This window comes from Rhodococcus opacus (assembly GCF_012396235.1).
GTDB lineage: Bacteria > Actinomycetota > Actinomycetes > Mycobacteriales > Mycobacteriaceae > Rhodococcus_F > Rhodococcus_F opacus.
Window position 1 is genome coordinate 1 of sequence record NZ_JAAXPA010000017.1, and the last position, 23,850, is coordinate 23,850.

The following is a 23,850-nucleotide window of genomic DNA, read 5'->3' on the forward strand; positions in this document are numbered from 1 at the left end:
CCGTTTAACAGCACGACCACCGGTCGGCCCAGGCCGCACACCAATACGCTCGCATTTCGACCGAGCGGCGTGAAGTCATGCCAGAGCCCCGCTTGACAACACCTATAGCCGGCTACGTGCAGGGAGGGACCCCCACCGGATACACCGAGTCGAGGGGGCGGACAGACCAGTCGGTCATCTCCGTGAGGACCTTGTCGGTGATCTTGCTGATCGTCTCTTTCGAGACCGATGCGCCGTATACGTCGTCGAAGTGGGCGGCGATTTCGCCTGTGGTCAGGCCCTTCGCCGAGAGGGACAGAATGATTTCGTCGACGCCGGTCAGGCGTCGCTGCCGTTTCTTGACGATCTGCGGTTCGAAGGAGGCGTCGGTGTCTCGCGGGACCTCGATCTCGACTGGCCCGATCTCTGTGAGCACCGTGTTCGCTCGTCGCCCGTTGCGGGAGTTCCCTCCATTTCTCCCCTCGACCTGGTGCTTCTCGTATCCGAGGTGCTCATCCATCTCGGCTTCCAGCGCCGTTTCCAGAACGTTCGCTGTGAGCCGGTTGAGCAGTCCGTTCGGGCCAACCAGCTCCACACCTTCGGCTTTTGCCTGCGCGAGCAGTTGCTGAGCCAACTGCTGATGGTCAATCTTCAGCTGATCCATAGGTTCAAGTGTTTCGGTCATTGTCTTGCCTTCTCGCCCAGCTAGCTCGGCGTGTCGGCCAGATCCGGATCAACCGTTCTTCTGACGGTCCCTAGTCACCACATACGGTCTAAGTATGGGCGGTCATCCGATTGTTGACCGTTTGGACACTTCCGATAGAAATGCGGTGTCGAGTTGGGGCCATGCCGACGGGTTGCGCTCTTTGTCCGTCAGTAGGTTCCTTGCGAGTGCGGGCATCTGTGGTCCGCCCTCAATGAGGAACTGTTTGAGCCCAAGTTCGGCGGATTTGCTCACCGCAGGTGCAACGACTTCCTTGGCTGAATCGATCGCCCGCCGCGAAAAGGCAGGAAGCGAGCAGTATTTGGGCCTGGAGACGCGCTCTACGCCGTTCGTGCGGGATTCGCTGCGCGTGTGCCGCCGCGCGGGTACACGCGAGAGCCACCTGTTGCGGGGATCCGTCGTGAAGCAGTAGACGTATCGAGGAGTCTTCTCGAAGTTCCTCGGTGATCACGACGATGCCATCGTGTTGCGGGGTGTGATCGAGATTGGGCATCGGCGGATTCGCTGCGGGTTCGCACGGCGAAACTGCCGGAGGCATCGACAAGGCCACACCGAATTCGTTCGTTCTCGATCCGCGCTGCAAGGCGCGGGAGCGAAAGCGACGCAGAAATTCCGGCTCCCTCGTCGAGGCGTCGTGCGGCGGCGTCGATGTCGCCGCGTAGCGCCTTTATCCGTGCCCCGGTTCCGTAGGTGATCAGCATGATGTCCACAACCCCGCCTTCGGAGCCGAGTTGATGGCTTTCGTCAAGGAGGTGTTCGGCGTTGTCCAAGTTGCCGCGCTCTTATAGCAGCTCACCGAGCGCCGCGCCGGCAACAGGTATCGACCCATCATCGCGAGCCCTCCAGCGGCACCCACAAACCGTTCCCACTGATCGGTGTGCCGATTATGCGGTTGGACTGCTCGGAAAGGCCGCGCGCGTCGCCCCGTTGATCCCGCCGTTCAGGCAATGGACGTCCTCGCCGAGCAGAAGGACGCGGGAATCACGCCTCAGCGCGTTGCCGAGGGACCGAGCAACGGCGTCGACGTACGTCACCCCCGCCGACATCTCGTCGGTTGTTTCGTCCCTCCTGGTGTGTGACCCCGGAGAACTCGGATAGATCGCTCCGGATGTGTTCGTCGACCAGATCGGCTGAAGGCCACAAGCGCTCCGCGATCACTCGCTTCCCGTCGCCCCGTCTCGAAAAACCCGACGAGGATGGCGTCACACTGCTGGTTCCCTGCGGGTTCGAAGGTTGGGTCGCGAAGCGACGGTCTAGGTCCACACTCCTTTTGGCACACCGCCTGGAAACTGTCCGAAGCTGGGACAGCTGGCGGCGGCGGTTGTCACAAAAATGACTTCTCAGTGACCTGAACCACAGAAAGGTATGAGATGTCGACTACGGCTTCTGCGCCCACGGAAACTTCGGCAACGGAATCGCTCGAACTGGATGCGCTGATCATCGGCGCGGGGGTTGCCGGTCTGTACCAGCTGCACCAGCTCCGCGAACAGGGTCTGCGAGTGCGGGCCTACGACACCGCCGGCGACGTCGGCGGCACGTGGTACTGGAACCGCTATCCCGGTGCCCGCTTCGATTCCGAGGCGTACATCTACCAGTACCTGTTCTCGGAAGAGCTGTACAAGAACTGGAGTTGGAGCCAGCGTTTCCCCGGCCAACCGGAGATCGAGCGCTGGATGCATTACGTCGCAGACACCCTCGACCTTCGCCGCGACATCCAACTGTCCACCATGATCACCAGTGCGCACTACGACGAGCGGGCCGACAAGTGGATCGTGCGGACCGATCGCGGCGAGACGATCACCACCCGGTTCCTGGTCACCTGCAGCGGAATGCTCTCGGCTCCGATGTCGTACCTGTTCGAGGGCCAGGAAGAATTCAACGGGCCGATCTTCCACACCTCCCGCTGGCCGAAAGAGGGCGCCGATCTCGACGGCAAACGTGTCGCCGTCATCGGCGTCGGTGCCACCGGCATCCAGGTGATCCAGACCGTGGCCGACAAGGTCGAACATCTCAAGGTCTTCATCCGCACACCTCAGTACGCCCTCCCGATGAAGAACCCCACCTTCGACGAGTCAGACGTGGCGGCGTACAAGAGCCGGTTCGCCGAGCTGAAAGAAACATTGCCGAATACGTTCAGCGGCTTCGAGTACGACTTCGAGCACGTGTGGGCGGATTTGACACCGGAGCAGCGCAACGATGTACTCGAGGAGATCTACGAGAACGGCTCGTTGAAGCTGTGGCTCGCCTCGTTCGGTGAGATGTTCTACCACGAGGAGATCAGCGAAGAGATCTCGGAGTTCGTTCGACGCAAGATGCGCGCACGGCTCCAGGATCCCCACCTGTGCGACCTGCTCATCCCCACCGACTACGGCTTCGGAACACATCGTGTGCCGTTGGAAACGAACTACCTCGAGACCTATCACCGGCCGAACGTCGAGGCCATCGGAGTCCGCGACAACCCGATCACCCGGATCGTGCCCCAGGGCTTGGTCCTGGCCGACGGAACGCTGCACGAGGTCGACGTCATCGTGATGGCCACGGGCTTCGACGCCGGCACCGGATCTTTGACGCGGATCGACATCCGCGGGCGCGGCGGCCGGGCACTGAAGGACGACTGGAATCGCGACATCCGCACGACCATGGGCTTGATGGTTCACGGCTACCCCAACATGCTCACGACCGGTGCCCCTCTGGCGCCTTCCGCGGCACTGTGCAATATGACCACCTGCCTGCAGCAACAGACCGAGTGGATCGCCGAATGCATTCGGTACATGCGGGCGCACGACCACACCGTCATCGAGCCGACGCTGGCCGGTGAAGACGAGTGGGTCGCCCATCACGACGAGACCGCGAACGCCACGCTGGTCTCGAAGACGAACTCTTGGTACAACGGCGCCAACGTCCCGGGCAAGCCGCGGCGAGTGTTGTCCTACATCGGCGGAGTCGGCGTCTACCGGGAGAAGACCCTCGCCGCGGCAGCCGCCGGGTACAAGGGTTTTCAACTGAGCTGATCCGACACCCACTTCATCGGCCCATAGGAGGACGACAGTGATCGAGAACCCGTACTACACAAGTGAATTTCATGGCGATTACGAAGTGATCGGCATCGGACGACTCGACTTGGAGGAAGGCGGTTCCATCCCCGACTGCCAGCTGGCGGTGGCAACCTTCGGCGCTCTGAACGAGGCCAAGGACAACGCGATCCTCATCCCGACGTGGTATTCGGGTACGCACCAGATCTGGCGGGATGTCTATATCGGTCCCGACCACGCGCTCAATCCGGAGAAGTACTTCATCGTCTGCATCGACCAGATCGGCAGCGGGCTGTCGGTCTCACCGCACAATGCCGCCGGCGCCAACGCCGGTATTGCGATGTCGAAGTTCCCGCACGTCCGCATCGGTGACAACGTGGTCGCGCAGGAGCGACTGCTGCGTGAGCACTTCGGCATCGAACGCCTCGCGCTGGTGACCGGCGGGTCGATGGGCGCCCAGCAGACCTATGAGTGGGCGGTGCGCTTCCCCGACAAGGTGCTGCGCGCCGCGCCGATTGCGGGCACGGCACAGAACACGCCGGGCGACTTCCTGATCGCCGAGGCGATGCGCGAAGCGATCCAGTCGAGTCCGGGCTGGAACGGGGGGGAATACACCTCCAACGGACAGGTCGTCGACGGGCTCATCCGGCAGGCCCACATCTGGGCCATCGTCGGATTCTCCACCGAGTTCTGGAAGCACGAGGTGTGGCGGGCGATGGAGTTCGACTCCAAGGAGGCGTTCCTCAGCGGATTCCTCGAGCCCTACTTCACTGCGATGGACCCCAACGCGCTCCTCACGCAGTCGTGGGCGTGGCAGCGCGGTGACGTCGCCCGACATACCGGCGGTGACCTGGCGGCAGCACTCGGCCGCATCACCGCCAAGACCTTCGTCATTCCCATCGACGAGGATCAACTGTTCCCGGTCCGGGACTGTGCCCCGGAGCAGGAATTGATCAAGAACAGCGAACTGCGGGTCGTCGAGGACACCCTTGGCCACTTGGGTCTGTTCGGTGTATCCACGACCTACATGCCCCAGATCGACCGGCACCTCGGGGACCTCCTCGACATCGAGGTCTGAAGCCGGGCCGGGCGCGGCGTCGAGCTTGATCGACACAGCCAGCTCATCCGCCGCGAACCACCCGGTCGCCCGAGTCCAATAATCCTGCTGTCTGACAACCCTTTCGGAGAAAATCGATGCATCATCTGATCGTCTGTTACGGCCACCCGGACGAACCCGCGTCCTTCGACCAGTACTACAGCACCACCCATCGCCCACTGGCCGACAAGATCCCCGGTGTTCGCACCTGGCACGCCGGCAAGGTCAGCGCCCTCGACCAGTCGCAGGCGCCCTACCACCTCGTTGCCGTCTTGAGCTTCGACTCCCGGCAGGCACTCGACGACGGACTCGCCTCACCCGAAGGGCAGGCCGCCGCCGCCGACATCGGAAACTTCGCCACCGGCGGAGCCACCCTGTTCGTCACCGACGACTTCATCCCCTCCGCCTGACTTGAGGCGGCGCACATCCCGGACCGTGAACGCCCCGCGGTCCGGGATGCGCCGTTCGGTGGCTCCGCCACCACCCGTCACACGCAATGTCCGCTCCCAAGTTGCCGCTCCACGAGCTCCGTTCACGCTTTGCGCGAGTCGGCGACGATGACGAGGAGGTGCCCGAGATGGGCCACACCTACGCCGATACCTACGCCGCGAGCCTGTCCGATCCAGAGCAGTTCTGGCTCGATGCCGCCGGCGCGATCGACTGGTCGCACGCACCGACCCGGGCGCTCGACGGCGCCAGCCGCCCGTTCTACCGGTGGTTTCCCGATGGGGTCATGAACACCTGCCACAACGCGCTGGATCGGCACGTCGAGGCCGGCCGGGGTGAGCAGCCGGCACTGATCTACGACTCCCCCGTTGCTGACGAGCGGATGCGGTACAGCTACGCCGAACTCACGAGCGAAGTAGCACGTTTCGCTAGTGCATTGGCGGGTCTCGGGGTCGGCAAGGGCGACCGGGTGGTCATTTACATGCCGATGGTGCCGCAGGTGGCGATAGCCATGCTGGCCTGCGCCCGGCTCGGTGCGGTGCACTCGGTGGTGTTCGGCGGATTCGGTGCGAAGGAGTTGGCGGCGCGGATCGCCGACGCCGAGCCGACGGTGCTGGTGTGCGCCTCGTGCGGCATCGAGCCCTCACGCGTGGTGGAGTACAAGCCGATCGTGGACGACGCGATGGCGGCGGTGGCAACCCCGCCTCGGCATGTCGTGGTGTTCCAGCGCAAACAGGCCCGGGCGACGATGACCGAGCGGGACATCGACTGGGGCGAACTGATGGCGGGCAGCGAGCCGGCGGACTGTGTGGATGTCGCGGCAACCGACCCGTTGTACGTGCTGTACACCTCTGGCACCACCGGCAACCCAAGGGGGTGGTCAGGGACAACGGTGGCCACGCGGTGGCGCTGACGTGGTCGATGCGCCACATCTACGACATCGATGCCGGTGACGTGTGGTTCACGGCGTCGGATGTGGGATGGGTGGTCGGCCACTCCTACATCGTGTACGCGCCGCTGCTGGTGGGTGCGACCACGGTGCTCTACGAGGGCAAGCCGGTGGGCACCCCCGACGGCGGCGCCCTCTGGCGGGTCATTTCCGAATACGGAGCGAAAGCCCTGTTCACCGCCCCTACCGCGCTGCGCGCAGTCATGAAGGTGGATCCCGAGGTGGCCGAGGTGGCGCACTACGATCTGTCGAAGTTCCGGTCGTTGTTCCTTGCCGGTGAGCGACTCGATCCCGAGACCTACCGGTGAGCGCAGGCCAAGCTGGGCGTACCGGTGGTCGACCACTGGTGGCAGACCGAGACCGGATGGCCGATCGCGGCGAACCTGCGCGGGTTGGAACCGATGCCGATCAAGGCCGGTTCACCGTCGGTGCCGGTGCCCGGGTACGACGTGCGGATTCTGGACGAGGACGGCACCGAGATGGGGCCCGGTCAGGAAGGCGCGGTCAGTCTGAAGCTGCCGATGCCGCCGGGCACCTTGCCCACCCTGTGGGGCGCCGACGAACGGTATGTCGCGTCCTACCTGACGCGGTTCCCTGGCTACTACCTCACCGGTGACGGCGGATACCTCGATGAGGACGGCTACCTGTTCGTGATGGGACGCACCGACGACGTGATCAACGTCGCCGGGCACCGGCTGTCCCCGGGGTCGATGGAGGCGGTGCTGGCGGCGCACCCGGCGGTGGCCGAGTGCGCGGTGATCGGCGTGGCCGACCGGCTGAAGGGTCAACTGCCGCGCGGGTTCGTGGTACTCAAGGATGGAATCGACATCGACCACGACACGCTGCGGGGCGAGTTGATCACCGCGATGCGTCGAGACATCGGCGCCGTGGCAGCCTTCCGGCAGGTGACCATCGTGGAGGCACTGCCGAAAACGCGGTCGGGCAAGATCCTCCGCAAGTCGATGCGGGCCATCGCCGACGGCCACGACGAGCCGGTCCCTTCCACCATCGAGGACCCTGCGGTGCTCGACGCGCTGAGACCGGCGCTCCGCGGCGAATAGCTCGGCGCTGCGAATCCGCAGTGCCGGCATCCGCCCGGACGGTCGGTCGCGGGTCGACGCAGGTTTCCGATGTCCTATTCTGGGACACTCAGGGAAAGTGACCTGCGACACAGTAGTGGGGTGCGTCGGAGACACCAGGACGGAGATTTGATGGACAGCGACCACCGGCGGCGGCGAGTGACTACCGATCGTCGCCCCACTTCATCCCTGTCCGCAACGGACGAAGTCTCGACCTTCATCGCCCAGTCGTGGCAGCGATCGCGCCGGGCGGGGGTGGTGCCGGACGGGTCGAGTCCTCCTCGTCTCCAGTTCGTCGAGGACCTCGACCTGCGTCGTCGGCTAGTGCAATGCGCCTCACCGATCCTCGATCGCCTCCATGACGACCTGTCCGGAATGTCGCTGAGCGTCGCGCTGACCGACGAGCACGCCCAGGTCATGTTGCGCCGCGACAACGATCCTGCCCTTGCCGCGAAGCTGGACAGTGTCTTTTTCGCGCCGGGGTTCAGCTACTCCGAGGAAGTCATCGGCACCAATGGTGTCGGCACCGCCCTCGAGACCGGCATGGCCGTCTATGTCGACGGCCGCGAACACTTTCACGAGGCCATCCACGATTTCACCTGTGCCGGCGCACCCATCCACAATCCGATCCTCGGACGGGTCGAAGGATTGATCGACATCACCGGTCTCGCCCGAGAGGCGAACCCGCTGATCCGTCAACTCGCCCTCGGAGCTGCCCGGGACATCGAGTCCGCACTCCGGTCGACCGGATCGGCGAAGCAACAGGTCGTGCTGGGAGAGTTCCTGGCAGCATGTCGGCGTCGGCAGGTCGCGGTGTACTCACTGAGCTGTGGTGTCTTCATGTCGAACTCGATCGGCTCTCGTCTGCTCGATCCGATCGACGAGGCGTTTCTCCGCGAGGAAGCGCATTCGCTGCTCGGTCCTTCGCGGATCACCGAGCTCGCCCTTCACCTCCCTTCGGGCGGCACCATCACGGTCAAGCGCAACCTCGTCGAGGACGGTGCCGAGGTCGCGGGAGTGATCCTCGAAGTCGAACGGTCTCCGCACCCCAGGTCCTCGATCACGCACCACCGCAGGGTTCCTGCGCTGCCCGGATCGACCGGATCCTCACCGCAATGGACCCGGTGCAGCAGGGAGCTGATGTCACTCGCATCCACCGATGCCAACACGATCCTGAGGGGAGAAGGTGGAAGCGGCAGGCTCACCCTTGCGCGCGGGGCACATCTGTACAAGAACCCCCAAGCACCGATTGCCGTCGTGGACTGTCACCCCACGGAATCCGTCGAGGAACGCCTGAGAAGCGCGCTGGATTCCGCCGCCACCACCGTCGTTCTCCGCGATATCGACCTGCTCGACGCACGCCTGGACCAGGCCGTCTCCGATGTGGTGTCCGCCGATCAGCGCAGCTATCCGGCACGGTGGATCGTTGCCACCTCGTCCACCGACGGAGATCGGCTCCTGCACTCCGCCCTTGCTCGACACTTCACCACGACAATCGATGTCCCCGCGTTGCGACACCATCCCGGCGACGTACCGGCAATCATTCGAATGTGCTTGGGGCAGCTCGCACCTCACCGCGACGCCGACATCCCCGACGACGTGTTACGGGTGCTGAAGAAATACCACTGGCCGGGCAACATCACCGAACTCGTGGACACGCTCAAGCACGCACTCCGCGCCAAGCCGGCGGGGGTGATCACCGCAGTCGACCTGCCACCCGCACTCAATTCGGCGCCTCGGCGAACGATGACGACGATGGAGAGCGCCGAACGCGATGCCATCGTGGTGGCGCTCCGCGAATCCGGCGGCAACCGCGTGGCAGCCGCGAAATCACTGGGGATCGCCCGGTCGTCGCTCTATCGAAAGATCGACACCTTCGGCATTCACCTGTGACCTCCTCGGCGCAGGCTCATCGGTCCAGACATCCGGTGTCTCGACGCCGGAAGTCGACGATCACGACCGAGGGTGTCGTGAATCTTCATAAACCTGTCCCGCTGGTTCTAGTGGGAGTGGCAACTGTCTGCAAGATGCCGGTTCCTCGGTCCGGACACATTCTTCGCAGATGATGGCGAGACCACAGGAGAAAAGATTCGGCGGGAGCGGGCTGCTCGCGCGATATGCGGACCTTGCCCAGTACGCCAGGATTGCGCATCCCATGCGCTGACGTACCAAGAGCACGGCGTATGGGGCGGTACAACGGAAAGCGATCGGAACAACGAAAGAAGGGTGTTGCGCGGCGGTCCAAACCGGCGTTCCGGCCGGGGCGGTCAATGCTGATCCGCACAAGCCACGGCGCAAATGAGGCTCGCGCAATCTTCCGCCGGGTCACTCGCCACAAGTTTCGGCATCAAAACCCGCGGTGACTAGCCCCCTCGCGCCGTAGGAATCCGGCCTGAGCATTCACGTAGACAACAACTGAGCGAGCCCGCCGCCGGTTGACGAAATTATGAGAAGGAGTCTTCATGGCTGAAACACACGCCGCTGAAATCTTCGCGGATGTGGTCACAACTGCTCTGCGTGCCTGGTCGGCGAACTTGTCGAACACCACCACCACTCACCTCGAAACTTGTGCCGGCAATGGGCCGCGGGCGGGGCGGCTATCGGACGATGAGGAGTGGGCGGTTGACCGAGTTCATCAGTGCCCTGGTGGCCGATCCCAACAGCATGCTCGCGAACCCGCCCCGCCCGCGGCTGCCGACGACGAGCAACTGCGCATTTTCGGCTTCCTCACGCAGGCCGTGTGCGGGTTCGTCCATGACGACGACCGGGCGTATCGTCACGTCCGGGTATTTCTCGGCATGGCCGGCGAGGTACTTCCACAACTGGGCTGTTTCGTCCTTGACGATCTGCACCCACACGGGGTCGCCGTCCTCGAAGGCGAAGGGGATGTTGACGTCGGACCAGGCGTGGACGGCCACGAGTTCGGTCTGCCGCAATGCGGCTTCCTCGAATGCCATGGAGACAGCTGGTTCAGTGTGCGCGGATCCGTCGACGCCGACGACGACGGATCCTGCGAGCGCGTTGATGTCGGCGTCGGGCGCGGCGCGGATGACGGCGACGGGGCACTGTGCGTGGGTGGCGACGGCAGAGCTGACCGAGCCCAGGAACATCCTTTCGATGATTCCTTGCCGGTTCGCCCCGACGACGACCATGCGCGCAGTTTTCGCATGCTCGAGAAGTTCACCGGCCGGTGTCTCGGTGCCGAGGACGGTGTGGATTTCGAGCGAGTGACCGGGTACCGCGTCGGCTGCGACCTCGGAAGCCCTGTCCAACCTCTTCTTGGCTTCGAGTTCCTCTTCTTCGAAGAAGCTGGCCGGAAGGCCGACGGGTGCGCCGTAGACGCCCGGACGGAGCATCGTGGTGAGCACCGTCAACGGAGAGTTCCGCAGTGCCGCTTCCTTCGCGGCCCACGATACTGCCTGCAGCGATGACGGTGATCCGTCTGTTCCGACGACGATCGGACGGTCGGCAGCCATGTTGTTTCCTACCTTCTGGGCGGGTGGTGGCACGGTGGGAGGGCTTGTCCTGAGATCCATGGTCGTCGCCTTCGGGGCGGAGGTCCACCCGCGGCCTTGCCAGTCCCTACTCTTCCGACGATGTCAACGGTGGCCGTTGTGCCCGCCCGAACGCGGCCCGCGCCGCGTTCGGCGAGGCGTACGCCACCTGCCACGCCGGCACCGAAACCCTGCTCCTGGCCTCCGCGGTGCTCCGCGACCGCGGTCCCCGCAAGATCGCCCCGACCGCGCATTGGCTGGCGGGCAAGGCGGCCGAACTCGACGGGCGGACCGCGGACGCCGAGCGGCACTACGAGCGGGCCGTGTCCGTGGACCCGAGCTGGGACGAGGCGCTCGAGGCTTTGGCCCGCTTCGCGTCCGATCGTGGTGACGCGGTGCGGGCGATCGGGCTGCTCGACCGGGTCGAGGGTGCGTATCGCGAACCCCTGTACGACCTGCTCCAGATGTTTCTTCCTGTCGACCGGCCGGACCTGGGGCGCAACGATCGGTGCTGGTGCGGATCCGGGCGCAAGTACAAGGCGTGCCACCTCGGCAAGGCCGAACACCCACTCGAGCAGCGGGCTGGGTGGCTGTACCAGAAGGCGGGCTCGTTCGCGCAGGGCATCGAGTGGCGACCGCTGCTGATCTCGCTTGCCCAGATTCGGTCCTCGCACGACGACGATCCGTTCGCGCTGTATCACGCGCTCGACGACCCGCTGGTCGCGGATGTGGTGATGTTCGAATGCGGAGCCTTCGCGCGGTTCGTCGCCGAGCGCGGCGTGCTACTGCCCGCGGACGAACTGCTCCTCGCGCAGCAGTGGTTGCTCGCCGAGCGGTCGGTGCACGAGGTGGAGGCGGTGCGTCCGGGCGAGGGGGTGACGCTTCGCGACGTGCGCACCGGCGACCGCCTGGAGGTCACCGAGGGGACCGCCAGCAGGCAGTTGCGGGCCGGCGACTTCTTCTGCGCCCGAGTCGTTCCCGCCGGTTCCACGATGCAGATCTTCGGCGGCATCGAACCGATCGAGCCCGGACAGCGTGGTCGGCTGATCGAGTTGCTCGATTCGGAATCCACAGACCCCGAGGATCTCGTCGAGTTCCTCAGCGCTCGGTTCGCGCCGCCGCGGCTGGTCACCCCCGACGGGCACCCGATGGTGGCGTGCCGGGCCGTGTTCGAGGTGTCCGACACAGCCGGGATCCGACGTAGGCTCAGTCGCCGCTTCGGCGCCGCCGACGCAGACCGGTGGACCTGGACCGAGCAGGGCAGCGTGCTCGGCGTGCTGAACCTGGCCCGGAACACCGACCCCTGGGTGCTCGAGGTCGAGGCGATGAACGAGCCGCGGTTCGAGTCGCTGGTCGACGCCGTGGGCGCCGCCGATCCCGGGGCGAGACTGCGCGAGCAGACCCGGACACCGGCAGCCGAGCTGATGGCTCAGGCTCAGGCTCAGGAAAACGTTCGGTCGACACACCCCGTCGACCCCGAGGATCCCGCGATCGCGACGGCACTCTACGAGCACATCCGCGGATACGAGCAACAGTGGCTCGACGACTCGATCCCCGCCCTCGGCGATCACACCCCGCGCGAGTGCGCCGCCGACCCCACCCGCCGCGACGACCTGATCCGGCTGCTCGACTCCTTCCCGCAGGAGGAACGGCCGGGCGCGATGAGCGTACGGCGACTGCGGGAAGCATTAGGACTCTAGGCTTCCGGCTGCCGCCCACGCACCGAACCCGGCGACGTCGTTGCCCAAAGGTGACGACCGTGGCCCGCTGCTCGAGGGAGGGCGAGTGCGGTGGGCGTCGTTGAGCGGGTTTTCCGCCCGTGCCCGTGCGTGTCCACCGGGTTCGTAGCGCAGCGAGGTGTCCGACTCGGATACCGGCACGACCGCGGACGGATGACCCAACCAGGCTTCAGGCGGCGTCGAGAGCCTGCTCGACGGACAAGGCGTTCGCCGAGTTCTAGTCCGAAGTAGGGGCCCACGATTTCCAATCGAACGCCAGGGTGGCTGGCACGGTAGAGGCGGGTGATATCGAGTAACTCGTGATAGGACGTCGGCGGAGTACGGCGGCATGAACATGTCGGTCACCGAGGACGCACGCCTGTGCTTCGTGCCAATGTCCGCGCGGCACATCCATTCACCTCAAACAGGCCCACGCCTTCCGCACCGCTTTCGACCCGACCGGAACCGCGGAAATCTGGCAGGTCGAGACCGCTCACACCGGATTCCGAGCAAACGTGGAGCTGCTCCGCACGCACGGCACCGCCCTGGTGACCTCGTATCACGCCCACTGCCTTTGGTCGCAGCGCAGCCCGGAGCACGAGGTACCGGTGACGTGGGAGATCCTGCTCCCCCACCGGTCCACGTCCTCGAGCCGGCCGAGCCCCCGGTCACCGTCCCCCTCGAACCGGAATACCCGTAGCCGAAGCAACCGTTGAGTCCCTGGTGCCCGGTGCCTGTCGCCGCGAGGAGGCGCTTCCATATGCTTGGTGGTGCGCACGCCGTTCTCCGCAACATGGATGTATGACGTGCGTCTCATCCCGCCCGGCGTCCGACCCACGAGCACGCCAATGAGCCAGAAAGCCAGAGGAACGCAGTGAGCACAACGGAACTGACGCAGTGGAACTCCGAGGAAGCTCTCGCGGAAGCGATGATCCCGATCATCGGCGGTCTGCACCGCAGGCATTCGGTGACCATTCTGCTGCACAGTCGCTCGCTGGTGAACAAATCGGTCATCAAGATCCTGCGGACCCATCGCTTCGCCCGACAGATCCGTGGCGACGAGCTCTCCGTCGAGGAGACGTTCCCCTTCCTCGAGGCGCTGACCGGACTCGATCTGCGGCCGTCGAAGATCGACCTCGGCCTGTTGGTGACCGCCTACCACGCCCACGGTGGCGGAGCGCCGATCCCCGAGTTCGTCGCGGAGAGCCTCGCCGACCTGGTCGGTGGTGCCCAGACGAGCCCCGCGCAGCCCCAGGATGTCGTCCTCTACGGATTCGGGCGTATCGGTCGACTCGTCGCGCGGCTGCTCATCGAGAAGGCCGGTTCGGGTAACGGCCTGAACCTGCGTGCCGTGGTCGTCAGGAAGGGCGGCAAGGACGACCTGGTCAAGCGTGCGTCACTGCTGCGCCGCGACTCCGTCCACGGTCAGTTCAACGGCACGATCAAGGTCGACGAGAAGAACAACGCCCTCATCGCCAACGGCAACGTCATCAAGTTCATTCACAGCAACGACCCGACAAGTGTCGATTACACCGAGTACGGCATCGACAATGCGATCCTGATCGACAACACCGGCATCTGGCGTGACCGCCACGGGCTGTCACAGCACCTCCGCCCTGGTGTGGCGAAGGTGGTGTTGACCGCGCCCGGCAAGGGTGACGTCCCCAACATCGTGCACGGCGTCAATCACCGCGACGTCGATCCGAACGAACGCATCGTGTCGTGCGCGTCCTGCACCACGAACGCCATCGTCCCGCCGCTGAAGACCATGGACGACGAGTTCGGCGTCGTGCGGGGCCACGTCGAGACTGTGCACTCGTTCACCAACGACCAGAACCTGCTGGACAACTACCACAAGGCCGACCGGCGTGGCCGATCGGCGCCGTTCAACCTCGTCCTCACCGAGACGGGTGCGGCCTCCGCGATTGCGAAGGCCCTTCCCGACCTGAAGGCCAAGATCACCGGCAATTCGATCCGCGTGCCAACGCCGGACGTGTCCGTCGCGATCCTCAACCTTCAGCTCAGTCGCGAGGCCACCAAAGATGAAGTATTGGAGCACCTTCGCCAGGAATCACTCACCGGATCGTTGAGCCGGAACCTCGACTACACCGCGGCAACCGACGCCGTGTCGAGTGACTTCATCGGCTCGCGTGCGGCATGCATCGTCGACGCGAACGCCGCGATCGTCGACGGCGACACCGCCATCCTGTACGTCTGGTACGACAACGAGTTCGGCTACTCCTGCCAGGTGGTTCGCACCGTCCAGTACCTCTCGGGCGTGGAGTACCCCATCTACCCGGCGGTCGACGCGGCCGCTGCCACTGAAGCGATCGCCTAAAGGCGTGAGCGCGCTCGGCCACTTCAGAAGCACAGGCGCTCGCCCGGTATGCGCGGACGGAAATCAGCTCGGATCCCACGGCGATCGTTGAAGACGGTTGAGCTCATCGAGAACCTGATCAACGGCAGTGGTCGGGATACGGAAATCGTCGCCCTCCGACCCAGGGGGTCACGTACGAAGGCGAGCATGGCGAGTTCACGCTCGAGGTCGGCTGCGGTTCGGTCACTCACGGCCTCATCCTGCCCGTCGCGGGTGGTGATCAGTTGTGCTAGCGGGGTGGTGTCGAGACGAGCGCCGCGGTGCTCGCGGTGACGAGGTGGGTGTTCGACCGCGTCCTCGACACAACGCCGGGTCCCGGGTCGCAGCCGACCGTCAGAGGGTCCCTTCGACGTACGACGCCAGGTTCGCCAGCGAGGAGGCGATCCCGGCCTCGTGTACCGCTTGGTCGATGCCGGCTGGCACGTCGGTAGCGGTGACGGTCACCTCGGTCCCGTCCCCGGCGGCCGCGAGGTGCCAGGTCATCGTCATGGTGCCCGCGTACAACGGGTCGTCAGATTCGAATACCGCCCGCTGCACCACGCGCTCCGGCGGCACCAGGTCGGCGAATCCGACATCGACGACATCCGTCGCATCCGATGTCTTTCCGGGGCTGCCGGCGGGGTTCAGGTAGGTCAGGACCATCCGGAACCCGCCACCAGGCCGGGGATCCCACCGCTCGACCCGCCCGCGCATGCCCTCCGGCGGCAACCAGGCCTCGAGGGACTCCCGGTCGAGGAGGGCGCCGTAGACAGTCGCCGGTGGTGCCGCGATCACCCTGCTGGCGCGGTCGGTCCTGTCCATCGCCCGATTGTAGAGCCGAGGAGATTCATGGGTGGGCCCACAATCTCAACGGTGTCACCTATCGAGGGACGGGTGATGCCCCGCCCCCACCGCGAGGGTGCTCACCTGTTCTCGACCGGCCGCGCACCGTTCCTGCGCCCGGTTTGAGGGTCGTGTACCGCGGGTGAGGTCACCGGGCGCCAGCGCCCACGGCCGGGGCCCGGGTCAGCACCCGAGCCAGCGCCACCGTGGCCGTCAGCACCGCGGCCACCACCGCGATAACGCACACGAACGTCACAGGGACAGTGGAATACCCGAACATCCCAGCGGCCCCCAACACCCGCGGCCGTCGCCGTCAACGCACCGACCGGCAGCAACACCGCAAGCCTCCGCACGGTCGCCGCGCGCCGATCATCGCCCGCCGATGCCAACACCCACCACACACCCAGCAATGCGCACCCGTACGCCAGCACCGCACTACCGGCATAGAGCACCAACACCGAGGCCCACTCCACCGCGATGCCCACAGTGGCCGTGAACACGACATATAACAACACCAGCATCGGCGACAACCCCACGGTGACACCAACCAGGGCCGCGGCGACGGTCCGGCCGAGCAGGAAGGTGCGCCGACGACGGCGTTCATCAACGCTCGCCTCGTCCCGCGCCACCCGCCACCCGGACAGCCACAGCACCACCCCGCAACCGGCGTCGGATCGTCCGGTCTGCGTCGCCGAAGTTGTCACCCGTTTCTGCGAGTAGGTGCCCGGACCGCCGAAGTATCTCGACAACCCGGAGTCGTGTCCCGAGAACTCGCTCCTACAAATTGATCGTCACAAAGCGATCCGTGTGGCTACCGCAGCTGCGGGGAGATCTTCGGCGCTGTCCGCCGGTCGACCCAATTCTATGACCCACGGCCGGGCTTAATTCTGTGACCCAGGCACTCCCCTGCCGGCGGATCTTGAACCGCGTAAGCGCGGCCTTCCCAAGGAACAATTGGGTGCTACCCCAAGAAACAGACGCTTCACGGACACCAATGCGACCAAGGATCTCGCTCGGCGAGCAGCCACAATGTGTCAACGGGAGGTCTTCCTCAGCGCTTGCGGTGAGGCGTGCGGAAGTCTCGGCGGTCATGGCAAGTTGCCTCCGCACGTAGGTGGTCATGCCGCCTGCACTGATCCAGGCTCTATCGACTCTTCTGACTCGTGAGACCGTTGATGAGTAGGTGTGCGATTCTCTGGGCAAGGTCGTGGATCTGCTCGACTGATTGTCCCGGACGCGGTTGGAACCAGGTGTCGATGGCGTTGAGGCTGCTCAGAAGAACTCGAGTGGCGAGTTTCGGGTCCTCGATCCGCAGGCTGGAGTCCGCCATTCCGTCGGCGACCACTTTGCGGAACATCTGCTCGTACTCGTCGCGAATCCTGTTGAGTGCATCCAGTTCGTCGCGCTGCCGCTGTTTGAGAGCTGAGGTGCCGTGGCCAGGAATCCCTTGGTGGATTGTGTTGTGATATCGCAGGTCGATCATCAAGTTCTCAGCGTGCGCCACCGACATGGCAACCAGGCGGTCCCGTCCTGTGCCCGGTCCTGTCGACAGCGGCTCGACGGCTTCGCACACTTTCCGCATGCCTTCCTCGTACACGGCGAGGTAGATATCGAACTTCGAACGGAAGTAGTAGTAAACGCGTCCCTTGGTGGCACCGATCGCGTCGGCGATGTCGTCGATGGTGGTGCGGTCGAAGCCCTGGCGTTGGAAGACGTCGGCGGCCGCGTCCAGGATCATCGTCCGGGCCGCGTCATACGCGGCCGGGTCGACGCCGAATCGTTCGGTGGTCATGCGCCCTTCCCGAGTCCTTGCCGTTCCCGGCTGATATCGAACGCAGCATAGCCGTGTCGGTGAGACGCGGACACGGCCATGCGCGTGCTTCGAGGTGCGACGATCAGAGCTCGAACAGCCCCGCGGCGCCCATACCGCCGCCGACGCACATCGTGACCACGACGTACTTGGCCGAGCGGCGACGTCCCTCGCGCAGTGCGTGGCCGACCATGCGGGCGCCGCTCATGCCGTAGGGATGACCAATCGCGATGGCACCGCCGTTGACGTTGTACTTCGCCGGGTCGATGCCCAGCTTGTCACGGCAGTACAACGCCTGCGAGGCGAAGGCCTCGTTGAGCTCCCACAGGTCGATGTCGTCGACGCGCAGCCCGTGCCGCTCCAACAGCGTCGGGATGGCGAACACCGGCCCGATGCCCATTTCGTCCGGCGCACAGCCGGCGACCGCGATACCGCGGTAGGTGCCGAGCGGCTCGAGGCCGCGCTGAGCAGCCTCGGCGGCCTCCATCAGCACCACCGCCGCGCTGCCGTCGGATAGCTGCGAGGCGTTGCCCGCCGAGATCGTCGCAGGGTGACCGGGCCGGTCCGAGAGGACCGCGCGCAGCGAGGCCAGCCCGTCGGCTGTGGTCGAGGGGCGGTTGCCCTCGTCGAGGGCAAGGCTGAATTCCTCGGCGACCGGCGCGCCGTCGGCCCCGGCGACCTGCTTGGTGCCGGCGAAGGGCACGATTTCGTCGTCGAACAGTCCGGCCTGTTGGGCGGCTGCGGTTCGCCGCTGCGATTCGAGGGCGTACTCGTCCTGTGCCTCCCGCGAAATGCCGTAGCGTTCGGCCACGTTCTCGGCCGTCTCGAGCATCGAGATATACACGTCGCGGCCGTGTTCGACCAGCCACGGGTCCTGGGCCCGGAAGGTGTTGCGGTGGTCGTTCTGCACCAGGCTGATCGACTCCACGCCGCCGCCGACGGCGATCTGTAAGCCATCGGTCACGATCTCCTTGGCCGCGGTGGCGATCGCCATCAGGCCGGATGCGCACTGACGGTCGACGCTCATTCCGGGCACCGTCACCGGAAGTCCGGCCCGCAGGGCGGCCTGCCGGGCCACGTTGTATCCGGTGGAACCTTCCTGCATGGCGCAGCCGAGGATCACGTCCTCGATCTCGCCCGGCTCCAAGCCCGCACGCGCTATCGCGGCGGCGATGGCGTGCGCCGCCAGCGCCGGACCCGGGGTGTCGTTGAAGACGCCCTTGTAGGCCCGGCCGATCGGGGTCCGGGCGGTGGACACTACTACTGCTTCACGCATGGATCACGCCTCCTTGGCGGATGGGGTCGAACAGGGCGACGGACATCGTCGAGGTCAGGCCGCCGTCGAGTGGAATGACGGTGCCGGTGATGAACGAGCTCGCGGGGGACAGCAGGAAGGTCACCAGGCCGGTGATGTCTTCCGGGCGGCCGATCCGTTTGAGCGGGTTGGCGCCCTCGAGCTCGTCGCCGCGCTCGTCGAGCACAAACTGCATCATCTTGGTCGGGAACGGTCCCGGCGCGATCGCATTGACCAGGATCGACGGTGCCAGGTTGGCCGCCATGTGCCGGGTCAGGTGATGGATCGCCGCCTTGGCCGCCGAGTACGAGTAGTTCTCGTAGTTCGGGACCGCGAGGCCGTCGATCGAGCCGATGTTGATGATGCGGGCCGGGCCGCCGTCGGCGCTCGCGCCGGCCTCGAGCAGTGGGCGGGCCAGCTTGGCCAAGGTGAACGGGGTCTTGACGTTCACCCCGAGCACCTTGTCCCAGGCCGCGTCGGGGAACTCGTCGAAGGGTGCACCCCAGGTGGCGCCGGCATTGTTGACCAGTGCGTCGAGGCGGTCGGTCCGCTCGGCTACCGCGTCGATCAGGTCCCGGCAGCCTTGCTCGGTGCCTATGTCGGCGGCGATCGCGTGCACCTCACCGAGTTCGGACAGCTTCTCGGTGGCGTCGGCGGCGGCCTGCGGCTTGCGGGTGGAGAGCAAAACGGTGGCGCCGGCGCGCAGCAGGCCCTCCGCGATCATCAAACCGATGCCGCGGGCGCCACCGGTGACCAGGACCTTATTACCGGCGATGTCGAACAGTTCGGACGTTCTCATCATAGTTTTCCTTGTAGTCGGGCCGCGCGTAGCGCCGACCGGCGGACCTTGCCGGCGTCGTCGCGTAGCGACTCGTGGACCAGTTCGAGGGTGGCGGGCAGTTTGTGCTTCGACAGCCTGCCGGCGAGGAACTCGCGCAGCTCGGCCTCGGTGACGCCACTGGAATGCCCGGTGTGGACGATGGCGTGCAGGCGGTTGCCGGTGTCGTCGTCGGGCAAGCCGATGACCACGGCGGTCAGCACCAGTTCGTGTTCGACCAGAGCGGCCTCGATCTCCGCGGGGTAGATGTTGACCCCGCCCACGGTGACCATGTCGGAACGGCGATCATGCAGGTAGAGGTAGCCGTCGGCGTCGAATCGCCCCATGTCACCGAGCGACGACCAGCCCTCGCGGATGGTCGGTTCGGCGCCGATGTACCGGTAGGTGGCGCCGGTTCCCGGGGTGACCCGCATGAAGATCTCGCCGGGGACGTCCGGTTCGGTGATCTCTCCGCCGTCGGGGTCGAGCAGCTTCATCTCACCCCACGTGACCTGACCCACCGAGCCGACGTGGCCGAGCCATTCGTCGCCGCGCAGGGTGCAGCCGGCCTCGGATTCGGTGCCCGCGTACAGCTCCCAGATCCGCTGCGGGCCGAGCCACTCGATCCACTTCCTCTTGAGCCAGACCGGGCAGGGCTCGGCGCAGTGCCAGATCGAGCGGACGGATCCCAGCGAGTACTTCGCCCGCACCTCGTGGGGCAGTGCCAGTATGCGGCGCATCATGGTGGGCACCAGGTACACCCAGTTCACGCCGTACTCGTCGATCACCGACAGGGTGCGTTCGGCGTCGAACCGGGTCAGCAGGGTCACGGTGCCACCGAGGAAAATCGTCGACAGTGCGGTGCCGAACGGCGCGTTGTGGTGCAGCGGCGCGGTGATCAGCGCCTGCTCCCGCGGCTCGATCCCCCAGATGTCTGGGTCGAAGTCGGAGGTCACCGCCGCCCGCCCGGACACGATGATCTTGGGTCGGCCGGTGGAACCGCCCGAGGTGGGCGCCTTCCAGGAGGTCGCGATCCGCGGCTGCAGGTCACCGTCGGACCGTCCGTGCCCGAGGGCATCGACCGTGACGGCACCGTCGCGGTCGGCGACCGGTCCGGCGGGATCGACGACCACGACTGCAGGATCGCCAAGTTCGATGATCGCGTCGAGCTCGGCCGGGGTCATCCGAGGTGAGAGGACCTGCGGTGTGGCGCCGGCCTTGTAGCAGGCGAACACGGCCAGGATCAGGTCCGTGGAGTTGGGAATGAGCAGGGTCACGATCCGGCCCGGCTCCGCACCCGCGTCGATCAGACCGCGGGCCAGACGGTTGCTTCCGCGATGCAGCTGTCTCCAGGTCAAAGTGTCGGCGTCGGCGCGCACCACCACCGTCTCCGGCATTTCGCTCGCGTAGGCCTTCGGGATTTCGGACAGCGGGAAGCCGTCTGCGGGATGGAACATCATGACTGGACCTCCACATCGGGATCCGACTTTGGGCCTGTGCCACCGGACAGCTGCTGGGTCTGTGCGGCCTTGCGGTCCTCGCGAATTACGGACCGATTGAGGGCGATGGCGAGGCCGGCCCCGATAAGCGAGACCAAGACCACGATGTAGAACCCGGTAACCGGGTCTCCGGAACGGGACTCCACGAGACCGAACACGTAGGGGCCGACGAATCCTCCAGTCAGACCCACAGTGTTGATGAATGCCAGTCCGGCCGCGGCCATCAGGCCAGACATCCGGGCCATGGCCACGGACCAGAAGAGGGGAAGCGTTCCGATCATCAGTGCCGCCAGCACCCCGATCAGGATGACTCGGATCACGGGTGAGGATGCTGCGAGAAACAACCCGGCCGCCGCGGCGCAGCCAACTGCCAGCGCGCCGATCACGAAGGACTCGTTCGGGATGCGACGTGCGATGGCCGGAACAACCAGGACCCCGATAGTGCCGCCGACTCCGGTGACACCGCTGAGCAGACCGATCAGGAAGGTACCTTCAACATTCATCGACTCGATGATCGACGGCACGTTGAAGGTCACACCGTTGATGGTGATCTGGTTGAGGAAATAGATCACCGCGATGAGCAAGATGAACGGCCGACCGAACGCGACCCGCATATTGCCGCGCAGTGAATGCCGAACATGGGCCTCGGTCCCGGCAGTGGCCGCGCTGGTCAGCGACGCCGCCTCCTGTGTAGTCAGCCACGCCGCGTTTTTCGGCTTATCCGGCAGGGTGAACAGGACGACGAACCCCACGATAATGGTCAGCAAACCTTCGACCAGGAACATCCACTGCCAGCCGTGCAGTCCACCGAGCGAGTCCAACTCCATCAGCGCGCCGCCCATCGGTGCACCGAGGAAGATCCCGACGGTAGCCGCCAGATAGATGAATCCGATCGCGGTCGCCCGATCCTTCTGGGCGAACCACTGCGTCACCATGAACATCATGGCCGGGTACAACCCCGCCTCGGCTGCGCCGAGCGCCATCCGGCCTATGTAGAAGGTGATCTCGTCGTTCACGAACATCATAAGCGCGGTGACCGCACCCCACGACATCGCGATCCGCGCGATCCACCGCCGCGGGCCCACCCGATACATGATCAGGTTGCTGGGGACCTCCAGAAGAGCGTAGGTAAGGAAAAACAGCCCGGCGCCGAGGCCGAAGGCCGTGACGCTGATCCCGACGTCGGCTTCGAGGTGCGTCTTTGCTAGGGCAATGTTCGTGCGATCGACGTACGACATGAAATAGGTCAGACACAGGATCGGCAATAGCCGCAGCATCGCCTTCCGGGTAGCAGCGGAGTGCAAGCTGCTTCCCGCGGTGGTGAGAGACATGGCATTCAGCTCCGAGAAGACTAAGAAAGAGTGTCGGCGCTGGCGCGCCCGGACAGCTCGACGTACAGGTTGGTCTGATCGAACGCCGAACCCAGCGGGTGCGGGTCGCTCATGTCGGCGATCTCGTCCCAGCGCGCAGCGATCGTCTCGGCGGTGCGTTCGTCCTCGGGCAGGAACACCGGGCGGGCTTCCAGCATGCGCGAGACCGCAAAGACGCCCGCACCGGCGCCGAGGATGACGCCGTTCGGCGCGTCCGGTGAAACCAAGAAGACCGCGCCCGGGGCGATGGTCTCCGGGCCCAGTTTGGCGGCCGCTTCCTCCGGAATCAGGCCGTCGGTCATCTGCGTAGCGGCGGTGGGGGCCAGGGCGTTGACTCGAATACCCCGGCGCTCGCCTTCGATCGCGAGCACATTGGTCAGGCCGACCAGCGCGGACTTGGCCGCACCGTAGTTCGCCTGACCGAAGTTCCCGTAGATCCCGGAAGCCGAGGTGGTCATCAGGATCCGGCCGTAGCCCTGGGCCACCATGTGCGGCCACACGGCTTGGGTGCAGTGCACCGAACCCATCAGATGCACGTCGATCACCTTGCGGAAGTCGGCCAGCTCCATCTTGGCGAAAGTCTTGTCGCGCAAGATCCCGGCGTTGTTGATCACGATGTCGACCCGCCCCCACCGCTCGACAGCATCATCGACCATTGCCTGCACCGCGGCGACGTCGGTGATGTCGGCATCGGAAGCGACGGCCTCGCCGCCGAGAGCGGCAATCTCGGCCACCACCGACGTGGAGCCGTCACCGAGGTCGTTCACGATGATCTTCACGCCGCGTTCGGCGAGGGCGAGGGCATGCGCACGCCCCAGACCGCCACCGGCGCCCGTCACTATCGCGACCTGTCCAGCAAACCTATCCATATCAAAACCTCCATGACCAGCAATACTACTCAGTATCATGTGATCCGAGTCTCGCGTTGTCAAGCCGCAACCGGAACTCTGCAGGTGGGCGAGGGCTCCAGACTGGTACTCGAACGCGCGTGCAGAAATGGCTAGCAATCGCCAACCACTCGACTATCCCGACGTTTCGTCGATGCGTCTATCGGATGTGCGATGGTGTCGGAGCGATAGGTGTGATCCCTCGCTAACGCCGCCTGAAGGCCCAGGCGCCAGGTCGGCGATGCTTTCGGCGCCGGCGACCATGCCTCCGATCTGGGGCGCGCTCTTGCGGCCTGGCGTTGGATCCTTGTCGTCGGCTCAGGGCTGATCGGCGAGGGTGAGTAGGCCGCTGGCCTGCGTCATCCCATCACCGGGACGAGGCCAAACTCATCAACGTACCTTCGCCGTGCTCCGCGACCTGTTCGCGGCGTATGTCGAATCCGTTGGAAAGGTGGC

The 23,850-nt window shown here is 65.4% G+C and carries 16 protein-coding genes and 3 pseudogenes; 8 read left to right on the plus strand and 11 right to left on the minus strand.

Features of this window, described 5'->3' with window-relative positions; genetic code table 11:
• Positions 1-139: 139 nt before the first annotated feature.
• A pseudogene (locus HGB39_RS21995) lies at positions 140-664 on the minus strand (transposase); the annotation flags it as partial.
• A 1,409-nt stretch (positions 665-2,073) separates the two neighbouring features.
• On the opposite strand from HGB39_RS21995, the gene HGB39_RS22000 reads away from it, so the two are divergent.
• The 6 genes and pseudogenes from HGB39_RS22000 (at position 2,074) to HGB39_RS22025 (ending at position 9,583) form a co-directional block, all read left to right on the plus strand.
• Positions 2,074-3,714 carry a flavin-containing monooxygenase gene (locus tag HGB39_RS22000; RefSeq protein WP_005564691.1) on the plus strand — a complete coding sequence of 547 codons (1,641 nt, stop codon included), beginning with the start codon at positions 2,074-2,076 and terminating at the stop codon, positions 3,712-3,714.
• Between the two features lie 37 nt (positions 3,715-3,751).
• A complete protein-coding gene (locus tag HGB39_RS22005) occupies positions 3,752-4,813 on the plus strand; it encodes an alpha/beta fold hydrolase (protein WP_005564689.1) in 1,062 nt (353 codons plus the stop codon).
• Between the two features lie 116 nt (positions 4,814-4,929).
• Positions 4,930-5,241, plus strand: coding sequence for an EthD family reductase (locus HGB39_RS22010; protein WP_005564687.1), 312 nt, complete (start codon positions 4,930-4,932; stop codon positions 5,239-5,241).
• A 167-nt stretch (positions 5,242-5,408) separates the two neighbouring features.
• Positions 5,409-7,288, plus strand: a pseudogene (locus HGB39_RS22015) (propionyl-CoA synthetase).
• Positions 7,289-7,465: 177 nt separating this feature from the next.
• Positions 7,466-9,199 (plus strand): sigma-54-dependent Fis family transcriptional regulator, encoded by a 1,734-nt coding sequence (locus HGB39_RS22020; RefSeq protein WP_248949583.1) that lies wholly within the window; start codon positions 7,466-7,468, stop codon positions 9,197-9,199.
• 123 nt (positions 9,200-9,322) lie between these two features.
• Complete coding sequence (locus HGB39_RS22025; protein ID WP_081276435.1) at positions 9,323-9,583, plus strand: WhiB family transcriptional regulator; 261 nt, start codon at positions 9,323-9,325, stop codon at positions 9,581-9,583.
• Positions 9,584-9,903: 320 nt separating this feature from the next.
• Here HGB39_RS22025 and HGB39_RS22030 read toward each other — a convergent pair whose 3' ends face one another.
• Entirely contained in the window at positions 9,904-10,782 is an 879-nt protein-coding gene (locus HGB39_RS22030; RefSeq protein ID WP_168442940.1) for a universal stress protein, read from the minus strand.
• A gap of 227 nt (positions 10,783-11,009) precedes the next feature.
• On the opposite strand from HGB39_RS22030, the gene HGB39_RS22035 reads away from it, so the two are divergent.
• Positions 11,010-12,500 (plus strand): SEC-C domain-containing protein, encoded by a 1,491-nt coding sequence (locus HGB39_RS22035; protein ID WP_005572023.1) that lies wholly within the window; start codon positions 11,010-11,012, stop codon positions 12,498-12,500.
• An 892-nt stretch (positions 12,501-13,392) separates the two neighbouring features.
• Complete coding sequence (locus HGB39_RS22040; protein ID WP_005572024.1) at positions 13,393-14,856, plus strand: glyceraldehyde-3-phosphate dehydrogenase; 1,464 nt, start codon at positions 13,393-13,395, stop codon at positions 14,854-14,856.
• 372 nt (positions 14,857-15,228) lie between these two features.
• Here HGB39_RS22040 and HGB39_RS22045 read toward each other — a convergent pair whose 3' ends face one another.
• From HGB39_RS22045 to HGB39_RS38925, 9 genes and pseudogenes are all read right to left on the minus strand, one after another.
• Complete coding sequence (locus HGB39_RS22045; protein WP_005572025.1) at positions 15,229-15,696, minus strand: SRPBCC family protein; 468 nt, start codon at positions 15,694-15,696, stop codon at positions 15,229-15,231.
• Positions 15,697-15,797: 101 nt separating this feature from the next.
• On the minus strand, positions 15,798-16,421 hold the full coding sequence (locus tag HGB39_RS22050) for a hypothetical protein (RefSeq protein WP_168442941.1): 624 nt from the start codon (positions 16,419-16,421) through the stop codon (positions 15,798-15,800).
• A 440-nt stretch (positions 16,422-16,861) separates the two neighbouring features.
• Complete coding sequence (locus HGB39_RS22055; RefSeq protein ID WP_005572026.1) at positions 16,862-17,509, minus strand: TetR/AcrR family transcriptional regulator; 648 nt, start codon at positions 17,507-17,509, stop codon at positions 16,862-16,864.
• Between the two features lie 103 nt (positions 17,510-17,612).
• Positions 17,613-18,803, minus strand: a complete 1,191-nt coding sequence (locus HGB39_RS22060) for an acetyl-CoA C-acyltransferase (RefSeq protein WP_054246114.1) — start codon at positions 18,801-18,803, stop codon at positions 17,613-17,615.
• On the minus strand, positions 18,796-19,623 hold the full coding sequence (locus HGB39_RS22065; RefSeq protein ID WP_005572028.1) for an SDR family oxidoreductase: 828 nt from the start codon (positions 19,621-19,623) through the stop codon (positions 18,796-18,798). Before HGB39_RS22065 ends, HGB39_RS22060 begins: the two co-directional genes overlap by 8 nt.
• The gene (locus tag HGB39_RS22070; protein ID WP_005572029.1) at positions 19,620-21,098 is read right to left on the minus strand and encodes an AMP-binding protein; all 1,479 of its coding nucleotides are present in this window, start codon (positions 21,096-21,098) and stop codon (positions 19,620-19,622) included. Before HGB39_RS22070 ends, HGB39_RS22065 begins: the two co-directional genes overlap by 4 nt.
• A complete protein-coding gene (locus tag HGB39_RS22075) occupies positions 21,095-22,468 on the minus strand; it encodes an MFS transporter (protein WP_052024058.1) in 1,374 nt (457 codons plus the stop codon). Before HGB39_RS22075 ends, HGB39_RS22070 begins: the two co-directional genes overlap by 4 nt.
• A gap of 20 nt (positions 22,469-22,488) precedes the next feature.
• A complete protein-coding gene (locus HGB39_RS22080; RefSeq protein WP_043792878.1) occupies positions 22,489-23,376 on the minus strand; it encodes an SDR family NAD(P)-dependent oxidoreductase in 888 nt (295 codons plus the stop codon).
• Positions 23,377-23,622: 246 nt separating this feature from the next.
• A pseudogene (locus HGB39_RS38925) lies at positions 23,623-23,777 on the minus strand (IS1380 family transposase); the annotation flags it as partial.
• Positions 23,778-23,850: the final 73 nt, after the last annotated feature.

Bases quoted from the DNA above. Each gene is read 5' to 3' on its own strand.
- HGB39_RS22075 (WP_052024058.1), bottom strand. From the start codon at position 22,468: ATGTCTCTCACCACCGCGGGAAGCAGCTTGCACTCCGCTGCTACCCGG.
- HGB39_RS22070 (WP_005572029.1), bottom strand. From the start codon at position 21,098: ATGATGTTCCATCCCGCAGACGGCTTCCCGCTGTCCGAAATCCCGAAG.
- HGB39_RS22010 (WP_005564687.1), top strand. From the start codon at position 4,930: ATGCATCATCTGATCGTCTGTTACGGCCACCCGGACGAACCCGCGTCC.
- HGB39_RS22045 (WP_005572025.1), bottom strand. From the start codon at position 15,696: ATGGACAGGACCGACCGCGCCAGCAGGGTGATCGCGGCACCACCGGCG.
- HGB39_RS22060 (WP_054246114.1), bottom strand. From the start codon at position 18,803: ATGCGTGAAGCAGTAGTAGTGTCCACCGCCCGGACCCCGATCGGCCGG.
- HGB39_RS22065 (WP_005572028.1), bottom strand. From the start codon at position 19,623: ATGATGAGAACGTCCGAACTGTTCGACATCGCCGGTAATAAGGTCCTG.
- HGB39_RS22000 (WP_005564691.1), top strand. From the start codon at position 2,074: ATGTCGACTACGGCTTCTGCGCCCACGGAAACTTCGGCAACGGAATCG.
- HGB39_RS22080 (WP_043792878.1), bottom strand. From the start codon at position 23,376: ATGGATAGGTTTGCTGGACAGGTCGCGATAGTGACGGGCGCCGGTGGC.
- HGB39_RS22055 (WP_005572026.1), bottom strand. From the start codon at position 17,509: ATGACCACCGAACGATTCGGCGTCGACCCGGCCGCGTATGACGCGGCC.
- HGB39_RS22030 (WP_168442940.1), bottom strand. From the start codon at position 10,782: ATGGCTGCCGACCGTCCGATCGTCGTCGGAACAGACGGATCACCGTCA.